General features: G+C 28.2%; 9 protein-coding genes. 6 read left to right on the top strand and 3 right to left on the bottom strand.

Annotated elements, in window-relative coordinates; translation table 11 throughout:
* Positions 1–82: 82 nt before the first annotated feature.
* Together KEC93_RS16305 and KEC93_RS16300 are read right to left on the bottom strand one after the other, a co-directional pair.
* On the bottom strand, positions 83–301 hold the full coding sequence (locus KEC93_RS16305; protein ID WP_012059376.1) for a DUF2922 domain-containing protein: 219 nt from the start codon (positions 299–301) through the stop codon (positions 83–85).
* Positions 302–465: 164 nt separating this feature from the next.
* The gene (locus tag KEC93_RS16300; protein WP_039773565.1) at positions 466–690 is read right to left on the bottom strand and encodes a DUF1659 domain-containing protein; all 225 of its coding nucleotides are present in this window, start codon (positions 688–690) and stop codon (positions 466–468) included.
* Between the two features lie 506 nt (positions 691–1,196).
* On the opposite strand from KEC93_RS16300, the gene KEC93_RS16295 reads away from it, so the two are divergent.
* The 5 genes from KEC93_RS16295 to KEC93_RS16275 all read left to right on the top strand — a co-directional run bounded on the left by KEC93_RS16295 (position 1,197) and on the right by KEC93_RS16275 (position 9,958).
* Positions 1,197–4,106, top strand: coding sequence for a KAP family P-loop NTPase fold protein (locus KEC93_RS16295; protein WP_111944667.1), 2,910 nt, complete (start codon positions 1,197–1,199; stop codon positions 4,104–4,106).
* A 244-nt stretch (positions 4,107–4,350) separates the two neighbouring features.
* On the top strand, positions 4,351–5,268 hold the full coding sequence (locus KEC93_RS16290; protein ID WP_077869769.1) for a bacteriophage abortive infection AbiH family protein: 918 nt from the start codon (positions 4,351–4,353) through the stop codon (positions 5,266–5,268).
* Between the two features lie 235 nt (positions 5,269–5,503).
* On the top strand, positions 5,504–5,896 hold the full coding sequence (locus KEC93_RS16285) for a hypothetical protein (RefSeq protein WP_077869768.1): 393 nt from the start codon (positions 5,504–5,506) through the stop codon (positions 5,894–5,896).
* Positions 5,897–6,819: 923 nt separating this feature from the next.
* Positions 6,820–8,787, top strand: coding sequence for a class I tRNA ligase family protein (locus KEC93_RS16280; RefSeq protein WP_077869767.1), 1,968 nt, complete (start codon positions 6,820–6,822; stop codon positions 8,785–8,787).
* Between the two features lie 280 nt (positions 8,788–9,067).
* Positions 9,068–9,958, top strand: a complete 891-nt coding sequence (locus tag KEC93_RS16275) for an HNH endonuclease (RefSeq protein WP_039773570.1) — start codon at positions 9,068–9,070, stop codon at positions 9,956–9,958.
* 589 nt (positions 9,959–10,547) lie between these two features.
* Here the strand turns inward: KEC93_RS16275 and KEC93_RS16270 are convergent.
* Positions 10,548–11,129, bottom strand: coding sequence for a LysE family transporter (locus tag KEC93_RS16270; RefSeq protein ID WP_077869766.1), 582 nt, complete (start codon positions 11,127–11,129; stop codon positions 10,548–10,550).
* 118 nt (positions 11,130–11,247) lie between these two features.
* Here KEC93_RS16270 and KEC93_RS16265 point away from each other — a divergent pair, with 118 nt between their 5' ends.
* Positions 11,248–11,805 carry a helix-turn-helix domain-containing protein gene (locus tag KEC93_RS16265; protein WP_077869765.1) on the top strand — a complete coding sequence of 186 codons (558 nt, stop codon included), beginning with the start codon at positions 11,248–11,250 and terminating at the stop codon, positions 11,803–11,805.
* Positions 11,806–12,240 lie beyond the last annotated feature (435 nt).

The following is a 12,240-nucleotide window of genomic DNA, read 5'->3' as shown; positions in this document are numbered from 1 at the left end:
TAGTAGACAGTTAAAAGAATAAAACTGCTTCTATAAAGGGAGCATATCGAAGAATGGTAAGCTTCTATAATTTTACCTAAAACTAAGCTACTTCATATTTAGTAACTTGTCTTTGAGTAACCTGAGCACCGGATTTCTTAACTAGATCGCCAGCCTTAGTTTTAAAAACATTTTTTGAAATTATAGTGTCCATAAGTGCGTTAACTTCATCTTTTGTAAGAGTAGTTTTAACACCAGAAACACTCAAAGTGCTTTTTTCACCAGCAGAAGTTAAAAAAGTCATAGCTAAAGTATATTCCATTTAATTTCCCCCCAATCTTTAAGTAGAGAACCAGAATCTATGATTCGGTGTGAATCAGTTAAGCAGGCATCCAAATCGTGATTTGATGATGATCGCTTACTCTGTGAGTATCCAGCGAACGAATGTGAGTCGAGTTTCCTACAATATTATTTAAGAATAAGATCCTAAGCATTTGCTAAACTAGAAGATTCATTAATAAAGTAATCTCTAGTGTTAGCTTCTAATACACCTTTAATTGCATCAGCAATAGCATAGACATTTTCAGGTGTAGCATCTGTTTTTATACCTGAGAAAGTTTTTTTGGTATAAATTGGGTCGCCAGCTTTATCTAGAGCTTTTTGAACTTCAATACTAAGAGAAACAGAGTCAATAGTTTTAGTTACAGCCATGTTTCATTACCTCCTTTACTTTGTTTTCATAAAGGATATATGGATAAATTTCAGTTATTACATAAATAGATGAAAATTATTTAGATGAAGAATTAGGGAAAATAAATATTAGCAATATGAGTTAGAAAGAAATATTTAAGAGATTTATGATTTGTTAGCTTAAACAAATTTTGCCATATTTATCTTTTATTCAATTAGATAATTATTCCATGTATGAAAAAAATAGATTATAATGGGTTATATAGTCTTATAGATAATAATATTGTATTCTTATAATGTCTATAATTGGCAGTTGAAAAGTATTTAGCATACAATTTATCATAATTATAATTTGAGCACTTAGACTTTTAAATTAAGGAGAAGTATTAATGGATTAATATATGATATTAACGAGAATTTTTATTATTTTTAGATTTAAATTAACAATGAATTTATAAGTCTTAAATAATATATAATTTATTAATGTGAATTAGCAAATCAATAATTATATAGGAAGAAGTGGTAAGATGAGTTTTCAATATCCATTTATATACTTTGGTGATTTTGGGGTGAAATATTCACTTGTGATTTTTTACTTTTCGGTAATGATAGGTTTAATCATATGTTGTTTTTATAATAATATATACAAAGTAAAGTTTCAATATAGTAAGAGAAATACTATAATAATTTTATTAGCATATATATCATTGATACCATTTTATTGGTTAAAAGATTTATCTGCTAACAATGAGTTTTTAGTTGATTTATTCCAATTAATCTTGAGTTTTGAATTTATTTTTATTGTAATAATTTTTAGTATAATAGCTTATGGATTATTGATATATGTTAACAATGATGCATATTTTAATACATTAACTATTCCTATAAGCATTTTTATATATATGGACATGTTCCTGACAGTAGCTACCAGGCAAGTGGAATTTACGAAGTGGTATAATGTAGCGAATTTTGTATTACTAGGTATATTTATTTGGTGTATTAATAGTATTAAATTAGAAAAAAATAGTGTTATTGAAGGAAATGGTATAGATAATTCAGTAAAGTATTATTCGCCAATAGAAAGCATTGAAGATTTATTTGAAATAAGAAAGTTTCAAGCTAAGCATTTGGAAAATTTGATTAATAATCATGAGGTCAATGAATCATTGTCAATATGTATTTCTGGAGAATGGGGCAATGGCAAAACATCATTTGTAAGTGTTGTATTAAATGAACTAAATAAAAATGAGAACAAGAAACATAAAATTGTACGAATAAACACAATGGATATGGATAGCATGGAATCATTATTTAAGTATTTATTTCAAAGAATTAAAGATGAATTTAAAAAAGAAAATTATTATGTTGGAATATGTAGTGAATTTCAAGACTATATATCATCAATTATAGAAGTCATATCTAAAGCAAAAGTCAAATCAAATATTATTAAAAGTCTATTTGAAAAAGAAAAAGATTATAGGGAAACAAAAAAATATTTAGAAAAAATGTTGATGCAGATGTTAGGTGAAAATAAATTAATAATAGTAGTTGATGATATTGAAAGGTGCGATAATGACAAAATAATTCAATTTATTAATTTTATTAAAGAGATTGCAACTTTTAAAAATTGTATTATAATTTTTTTAGCTGATTATAAACAATTAGAAAATAGTTTAGATAAACCTATAGAATATATTGACAAATATTTTAATCATATAATTAATTTGGCTACAGTTAGTTATACGGACATTGTAAGTTATTTTGTACATAAAAATCTATCAAATCTTAAACTTTTTTCATTAGACATATCAACATCTATTTTAAGTGAAATAGATAAGTGGATTTCAGAAATTTTATCGGAAATTTCAATAATAGAAAAAAAGTTGAGAGAACTTAATCCATATCCATATTTAATCAATAGAAAAGAAAAAAAAGATGAAGTCGAAAAGAATAACATAAAGAAAAAATTACTTAATGAACAAGCTTTATTTATTCAAAATAAATTGAGTAATCCAAGAACGATTTCAAAATTATTTGTCTATATTAATGAACAATGTAAAATTATAAATGAAGAACTTCAAAATAAATATGAAAATGGAGATGTTGTAGAAAAATATTTAAAGAAAGTGGAAGCAGCTAAAAATATTGTTATTATCTCATTTATACGTTCGGTTATGCCAGAAAAGTATGACTACATTCATACAAAAGGTTTTAATAATTATGTCGATTTTTTATGTGATGTGAATTCAACTAAAGATTTTGAAGATCAATTAATAAATTCTTTGGTATCTGAATTATGGTACATAGAGTATTCTAGGGAAGCAATCAAGGGATATAAACATTATGAAATAATGAAGTTTATGACTTGCCTGTTTGAGAACCCCCATGATTTAGATAAAGTAGTCAATGGTTTTACATCATATGATGACAAGTATATTACATTAATTGATGATGAAAATTTTGAAGATGTTGATATTGATTTTGTAGAACTTTTTTCAATAATTATGAGGAATTATTCATATGTGAATAGTGATAAGGGAGCAAATTTACTTGAGAAATTGTTTGATAATGCAGAGCGCGTTATAGAGAATGAAAGTGGAAATGGTTATGCTTTTAATATTTTTAATTCAAATAGTGGAGCTCGAAGATATTGTAATCCTAAATTAATGCTTATGCAATTGTTTTACAAAAAATTTTGTGATAAAAATATTATATTAAATAATTCAAGTGAAGTTGAAGAAGAAGTAAATTTGTTTTGTAGAAATTATATGGGAACGTCTTTTATTTATTTAAACAAAATTCTTTCATATCATTTGACTGATAATAATAACAATATTGATGTTATTATGCGTGCAAAAGAAAAATCACAGAATGGAAGAGGATTTTATGAAAAATTAGACCTATTTTGTGAAGAATTAAAACCATATTTTAAAAGTAGTGGGAATACTCCAGTCGAAATGATTAAAGGGTTTGTAAATGAATGTAAAGAAGAATTGATAAATATGGATTTTCTAAAAGAAGAAGATATAAAAAATGATTTAGATGAAGCTTTCGCGCAAGTAAGAGAATATGAATACCTAGAAAAGATTATGCAATTTATAAATGAGGAACAATTAGTTACTACGGAAGATTTAGATTTAAGTAACATCACATTTTATAATATAGAAGATAAGATTAATGACTTTATGAACAAATTGAAGACTGACATGTCAGAGTCATTTAAGTATAAATCTCCTTATATTATGCAAGAATTCTTTATTACTGTGCGACAACTAGGAGAAGACAAGGCATTTTCTGATGAGTTAATAAACAAATTGATGGACCTAATTTCAGTATTTAAAGAGTCTAGTAAAACAGATGTAAATTACTATCGTAGGGTTATATTCTATATTAAAAAGAGTAGTAAGAAAAACGAAGACATTAATACAGCAAACTAATTTTTTCTCATATTGATTGGTAAATCGAATTTTCATTATATTGTAGAAATAAGAAAGCAATAGTTGATAGTTGGGTTAATAAAGATGCTGAGTATGAAAATTGGAGGTTGATAAAGATAAAATTATCTGATGAACTTTAACTTTTAGTTATTCATATACACATTAGGCTAATAATAAGAAATTAAAGTATATAATAACTTTATTTAAAAAGTAAAGATATATTGAGGAGAATAGGGGGGAGCTAATGAAATTATTTATTATTGGAAATGGATTTGATAGAGGTCATAATTTAAAAACGGGTTATTGGGATTTTAGAACTTTTTTGGAAAAATGTTATCCTGATTTTTTATATAGTTTTGAAAGTAATTATAATATTTATCCTGGTTTTTCAGATGAAGAAAAGCAACAATTGCTTTGGAATGAATTTGAAAGTAATTTAGCTAATATAGATGAAGACGTAATAATAGAAAATGCAGTATCAATAGATATGGGATTGGAAAGTGGGGATATTGGAATTGAAGATACGTTATATACATATTTTTCGGAGGACTTTAGGTATATAAAACAATTACCTTATTATCTAAAACTTTGGATACAAAGTATAAGAATACGTGATTTATTGCCAAGAACTACAATAATCGAATCTAAAAGCAGTGATATGTATGTTACTTTTAATTATACAAGTGTTTTGGAAAATGTATATAAAATAAGTGGGAATAAAATTACACATATTCATGGGTCACTAAGAATGCGTGATGGTAATCCAATAATAGGTCATGGAAATCATAAAAGAATTGAGGAGATTAAAGAAAGGCATGAAAAAGCAGATGAAATATTTGATGAAAGGGAATCAAGTATAAGTAGCGTTATAGAGGAGTATTATAATGATACATATAAAAATGTAAGTAACTATATGGATAAATTAGTTTCTCTACAAAATGAAAAAATAGAAGAGGTAATTGTGATTGGACATTCATTAGCAGGTGTAGATATGCCATATTTTAGTACAATTAATTCTTATACAAAAGCTAAAGCAAAGTGGAAGGTATATTATTACGATAAAGATAAAATAAATCAGATGTATAAGAATTTAATAAAATTTGGTATTAATAAAAGAAAGATAGAGATGAAAGATTCCATAGAATTTTATGATATTGTTTGATGCATTTACATTTGTATATAATTCTAATGATTCAAGTATAATTGGTATTCATTATAAAGAAAACTTCCCATTATTCATATACCCATTAGGCTGATAATATGAATTTGGTATTGGGGACGACAAATAAAACTTGTTTTCTTAGAACTGAGCAGTATTGTATTTAGAAAATATGTTGTGAGGATTAATTGAACAATAAATTATAATTTAATAAATACTCAAACAAGGTGGTGAAAAAATGCAGAATAAACTTGACCAATTATTTATAAGATTAGCAAAACTTTTTACAACTATAGAAGAAAAAGGATTAATTCAAGTTAGGCTTATTGAAGAAAAAGATATTATTGATAAATTTTATAATAAAAGCGTAAGTATGGTTTTAGATGGCAGGATACCTGAACATATTGACTTAATTCTATCATTTGAATTAGCAAAATCAATAAGAGATAATCTTGACGATGAAACAATTAAATGCTTAATACTTATAAAAAAATTAATAGAACCTATAAGAAATTTAGAATATTATAATATAATTGAATTTGCAAAAGTTTGGGCATCTACAGAAGTTTACCATGAAATAAATGATAAAGTACTTCAAAGATATGTACAAAAAGATTTTGAAAATGCTTAAGCTCAGGAATTATGCAGAGTTAGACTTGAGGATATTTATAGATGATGAACAGTAAGATAGTGATATTTGGTTATTGGTAAATTCCAATTTATAGAGTTATCAATAGCTGCTGAAGCGTAGATCAAGCATTAATAGAATTCAGATTACCATTATTCATATAAGAAGACATTAAAACAATTCAGAAGAACATACTAAAAACTAGTTAAAGCCCAAATAATTAATATCAAAACATACTTTTAACCAAAAAGGCCTTTAATAAGTTTGTTAAAAATTATTGCATCACACATCTATAGGATAAAAAGTTTTAGAGATTTCAAATAGATAAAAAACTATTAAGTAATATAATTGACACTTAACATTATAAGGTATATAATTGTACAAAAATAAAAGCTATGAAGAGAAGAGTAGTTATGAGGGAATACTCAGAGAGTTTCCATTTGGTGTGAGGAAATTATGAAATCATAATGAAACAAGTCTCGGAGCTGCATACGGATCTTATAAAGTAAAACTTTTTTAGGTGAAATTTTATTTTCGCTGAATTTAGTTTAACTTATCTTAGAGAGTGCAACCTATAACTCACATTTGAAGAAGAAGTGATGTTACGGATCTCTACCTATAAGATAAAAATTCATTATAAGTGATGCTATGACGTAAGTTCACGTTACAGAACCAGAGTATGATTTGCCCTATAATTCTATAATTTTAGGGAGATGGTGTACTTGAAGAGCCTAAAATGGTGACATTTTAGGGAAAAGGGTGGCATCGCGAAATAGAAGTTTCGCCCCTGTAGAAGTATTTTCTACAGGGGCTTTTTTGACGTTAAAATTGAGCATATGAAAAATTATAGGTTTAAAATAGCATAGATATTTTATTTTTTGATTATCCAAAGTATGAAAGTTAGAAATTTAAGGAGTGAGAAGTTTATGATAAGTAAAAGAATAGAAAAAAGCGAAAGACCAACATTTCCAAAGAAGGCTATAGTAACAGCTGGAATGCCTTATGGAAATAAGAATCTTCATTTTGGCCATGTTGGAGGAATGTTTATTCATGCAGATATATTTGCAAGATTTTTAAGAGACAGAATAGGGAAAGAAAATGTTATTTTTGTATCTGGTACAGATTGTTATGGTTCACCTATCCTTGAAAGCTACAGAAAGCTAAAGGAAAATGGATACGAAAATACTATGGAGGACTATGTTAAGGCAAATCATTTGAGTCAAAAGAAAACCTTAGAAGATTATAATATCAGCTTAAATATTTTTGGTGCTTCAGCCCTTGGAAGGACAGGAGAATTTCATAATGAAGTTTCAGAAGAAATATTTAATACTTTATTCAAAAATGGTTATATAAAGAAGATGTCAGCATTGCAATTTTATGATGAAGATAAGAAAATCTTTCTTAATGGAAGACAAGTAATAGGGAAATGTCCAATAGCTGGGTGTAACTCTGATAAAGCTTATGCAGAAGAATGTTCATTAGGGCATCAATATATGGCATCTGAATTAATTAATCCTATTAGCACTTTATCAGGAAATAAACCAATATTAAAAAGTGTAGATAATTGGTATTTTACCTTAGATGAATCCATGGATATAATGGAGGAACTTAATGAGTTTTTAAAGAAGAATACTAATAGACGAAAGTATGAAATTAACACTATAGATGAATTTTTAAAGAAGCCACTAATATATGTCCCAAGAAAATATATTAAAGATGTAAATGATCTAGAAGCTAAATTTCCAAGCCATGAAACAATAGATGAAGAGAAAAAATCTTCACTAGCCTTTATTTTCCAAACATTAGAGGATAGGGATAAGGCAAAAGAAATATTGGATAATTTAAACATTAACTATACTAGTGGTAAGACATTGGTTCCTTTTAGATTATCAGGAAATATAGAGTGGGGAGTAAAAGTGCCAGATAAAGAAGATTTAAAAAATTTAACCTTCTGGGTGTGGCCAGAATCTTTATGGGCTCCAATTTCTTTTACAAAAGCATATTTGGAGTCAAAGGGTACGAATCCTGAAGAATGGCGTAATTGGTGGGATAATGATGATTCAATGGTATATCAATTTATAGGGGAAGATAATATATATTTTTATTCAATTGCCGAAATGGCCATGTTTATTGGCTTAAAGGTGCCTAAGGGTGAAAATGTAGATGTTACTAAGCTAAATTTACCACACATTGTTTCGAATAAACACATTTTATTTATGGATAAAAAAGCAAGCAGCAGTTCAGATATTAAGCCACCAATGGCAGATGAATTATTGAAATTTTATACAAAGGATCAATTACGCATGCACTTTATGAGTCTTGGATTATCTTCAAAAAGTGTTGGTTTTAAGCCACAAGTTTACATGAAGGAAGAAGAAAAAGTAGGAGCAGATCCAGTATTAAAAGAAGGAAACCTTTTAACAAATGTATTTAATAGACTTATTCGCTCATGTTTTTATACTTTGCAAAGTCTTAATGAAGATATTCCTAAAGAAGAGGTAAGTGAAAAAATTAAAGAATTAACAGAAAAAGCAGTATTAGAATATGAAAGACATATGTATAATCAAGATTTTCATAGAATAGCATATGTTCTGGACGATTATATAAGGGAAGTAAATAAACATTGGGCTAGTAATATTAAAAATGAGGAATTAAAAAGAAACGTAATATCAGATTGTTTTTACGCTTGTAAAGTTATAGCAGTACTAATACACCCTATAGCACCAGAAGGATGTGAAATGTTTAAAGATTATCTAAATATAGATGATGAACTATGGAATTGGGATAAAATATTTGAACCTATTACTTCTTATTTTAAAGATGCTGATAACCATAAGTTTAAATTTCTTGAACCAAAAGTGGATTTCTTTAAGAAAATGGAATATCAATATTGATCGAAGATGAATGCATTTAAATTATTGTTGTTAATGAATCATATGAAGATTATATTTTAAAGCAAAGAGATAATAGTTTTGATGTAGTATATTTTTATGCCTTAGAATATCCATTCTTATAAAGTTCCAAGAGCCCATGAAAAATGGTATTCAGAAAAAAGAAACTAATAGAAATGCATTTCTATAACTTGGCATAGGTTCGATATTTGTTCGTTGGATTAATACAAAAAGTATAATTATAAAATTAAGTATATTAAATATTTAAAAATTGGAGGGGCATATGATTGAAAAAATATGTGAAATTATTGATGGAGAGTATCACTGCGATATTGATATAACTACTGATGAATGGAAGCAATTGTTAACAAATTCTAGAGTTTTTGATGATAAAAGTAAAGAAGCTATAAGAAAATGGTACATAGAACCTGGACACTCTGCCACTTGTGGTTATATTGGTAAAAAATATAATGAGCATAGTATGAGTGCTAATGGAATTATAAATGGTTTGGCTGGAAGAGTGCAGAAAGAAATTGGGCGGTTCGTTGTTAAGGGAAAAGGTGATATAGCTAAAGGTACAAGATTTATTGTGGTGATGAAAAGCAAACAAATTGATACAAAACCAAAGACTTGGGAATGGACATTAAGAGAAGAGCTTGTTCAAGCTATTGAAGAATTAAACATATTTTCAGATAATAGTTATTCGGATGATGACCTTATTTTAGATATCGGCAAAAGTGACCTTTCTTCGGATACCACACATTTTGAATATAGTGGTAAATCTAAAAATAAGAAAGATCCTGTTTATGTTCAAAATAAATATGTGTATCCTAGAAGCCGAAGAGTGTCAATAAATGCGCTGCGACACGCAAAGTATAAATGTGAATTTGATAATACTCATTTAACGTTCATTAGAAGAAATTCGGACATAAATTATACTGAACCCCATCATCTAGTACCAATTACTTACCACAATAATTTTGAAATATCTCTTGATGTCGAAGAAAACATTGTTTCTTTATGCTGTAATTGTCACAAACAAATACATTTAGGAGAAGGTTTTGAAGTAATGCTTGAAAAACTATATAATGAACGAAAGGATTTGTTAAAAATGGTCGGTATAGATATTTCTTTAGATGAGTTGATTAAACTATATAAAAATGATAAATCCTAAAATTAAATAATGGAATTTAAAGAGTATCATATTAAGTTGGAATATGTTGTGTTCATAATAGCAAGTTGATGCAACTAGATAATAATACTTAAATACAAAGCAAAGTTTAGGATAATTAATGGTGAACCGTATCATAAATAAAGGATAATAAGTAAAAGTAAGTAAAGTGAATTCGGAGAGTTACCTTCAAGGAGCAACAAAAAAGGCTGTTGCATATGTTGATTTCAAAAATAACAATAAACAAAGCTAGAGATATAGAGTCAATAGAGCTTAAGTAGAGAACTCAAATCTATGATTTGATGTGAATCACTTACTAAGCGAGTGTATACGAGTCGAGTTTCCTTTAAAAATGATAACTTAATAATGTATTTAATTAATGTAGGAGAACCAAGTTCAGATGGAGGAGGTTCTCCTTTTTCTGTTGTTTCAAAAAGAATGTTGATGATAAATCCTGTGAATATAAAAATATGTATATAATTAATGAACAAAAATATGAAGATACTGATTAAAAACATGTTAGAATTAATTCGCAATGGTAAAGTTAAACTACGAACTAACCATTAATTATATTTTGTGCTATCTACTGTTTTTACAAAAATAGAGATATTGCACAATAGACTAGTAAAAGTGCCATGATTGTATTGGTTATCTTTGCATATTTTGAAAATATCTGCTTGAATATTGACCCAAATATCGACCAGCACAGCGTAAATGAAAACCCGATAAATGCCAACAATATGGCAAATCCAAACAGCGCAAGCAATTGGTTGGAATAATACGGTAAGATATATGCTTCCATTGAAATGATGCAGTAGATATAGATCTTTGGATTAACAAATTGTAAAACCAAACCTGACCCAAATCCACTTCGTGCGTGACTCTCCATAATTTCGGGTGAACTTTTGAATGTTTTCCATGATAAATAGAGCATATAGGCAGCACCAATAATAAGCATTGGCATTTTAATCGTTGGCAGCACGAAAGAAAGCAGACTGCTAAATAGTGTGCAAACAAGCATAACAACGGAAAATCCTGCCCATATTCCGATGTTAAACGGTAGTGACCTTTTGAAACCAAGACGACTTGCGTTGGACATGGACATAATATTGTTTGGTCCAGGTGTTATTGCTGTAATTATTGCATAGGTGAGAAAATTGATCCAACTAAACATTTAATTTGCCTCCTTTAAACTGTGATGATATAATGTATTTAAAGTACAATATATAAGATTTCTAATTTATTGTACTATTAGTTCGATATAGTGTCAATAGGTGAAAGGAGAAGATTTTTTGGATATTAATACCACGGTTTCTCAAAATATAAAGCATATTCGGGAACAAAAGAAATTGACGCTGGATGCAGCTGCCAAGACGACTGGAGTATCTCGTAGTATGTTAGCACAAATTGAAAAAGGGGATGTGAATCCCACATTATCTGTATTATGGAAAATTGCTAATGGGTATAAGGTTTCGTTTACTTCTCTAATTGAAGAATCCGAAAAACAAGCAACTATTCTGCCATTCAAGGATATCACTCCAATTGTTGAGGATAGCGGGAAGTATATAAATTATCCGTTGTTCACCTTTGACGAACAACGTTTATTTGAAACTTATCGTATTGTGATTGCTCCAGATGGAGGTTTGCAAGCAGAAGCTCATCTTGCCGGAACGGAAGAATATATAACAGTATTCAGTGGTAATATCGAAGTCACAGTTGGCGATACAGTGTATTCTTTAAACGAAGGTGATTCCATTAGATTTAAGGCTGATATAACTCATTCATACAGAAATATAGGAAGTCAAGAAGTCATTCTTGCTATGCTTATCTACTACTCCAAACGAGCATAGGGTGTAGCAGTTAAAAGTAGAATGATAAGAAGTATCTAAGAGGTGCTTCTTATCCTCAATAAAAGAGCCTGTTATATAAGTGAGAAAGAGAATGAGTTATCACTTACTACTGATACGGTGAACCATACCATAAATAACGGGATTTTCTTTGAAATGATAGAAAATGTATATATTATTCTATTGAAAACTCTTACCTTAGAAATATGGTAAGAGTATTTTTATTTTCAAGGAGGTACAAGAAACTATTCAAGATATATTACAGAAACTAGACAATGAATATGGGGGATACAGAAATAAATATGAAGATGGGTGAGGGGATGTTATAGTCGTAGAGGAAGAGAAAGAACTTGAAGAAAAAAAGTATAAGTATTACATTGATTCGCCGATGTTATTGCTGAATATGCTGATAAGATGGTATGTAGTAATGGTGGAACT

The sequence above is a fragment of the Clostridium beijerinckii genome (assembly GCF_018223745.1).
In the GTDB taxonomy this organism is placed as follows: Bacteria; Bacillota; Clostridia; order Clostridiales; family Clostridiaceae; genus Clostridium; species Clostridium beijerinckii.
This window is presented reverse-complemented; position numbering and strand designations above follow the sequence as displayed.

Coding starts and splice junctions, on each gene's coding strand:
- KEC93_RS16305 (WP_012059376.1), bottom strand. CDS start 301: ATGGAATATACTTTAGCTATGACTTTTTTAACTTCTGCTGGTGAAAAA.
- KEC93_RS16300 (WP_039773565.1), bottom strand. CDS start 690: ATGGCTGTAACTAAAACTATTGACTCTGTTTCTCTTAGTATTGAAGTT.
- KEC93_RS16295 (WP_111944667.1), top strand. CDS start 1,197: ATGAGTTTTCAATATCCATTTATATACTTTGGTGATTTTGGGGTGAAA.
- KEC93_RS16290 (WP_077869769.1), top strand. CDS start 4,351: ATGAAATTATTTATTATTGGAAATGGATTTGATAGAGGTCATAATTTA.
- KEC93_RS16285 (WP_077869768.1), top strand. CDS start 5,504: ATGCAGAATAAACTTGACCAATTATTTATAAGATTAGCAAAACTTTTT.
- KEC93_RS16280 (WP_077869767.1), top strand. CDS start 6,820: ATGATAAGTAAAAGAATAGAAAAAAGCGAAAGACCAACATTTCCAAAG.
- KEC93_RS16275 (WP_039773570.1), top strand. CDS start 9,068: ATGATTGAAAAAATATGTGAAATTATTGATGGAGAGTATCACTGCGAT.
- KEC93_RS16270 (WP_077869766.1), bottom strand. CDS start 11,129: ATGTTTAGTTGGATCAATTTTCTCACCTATGCAATAATTACAGCAATA.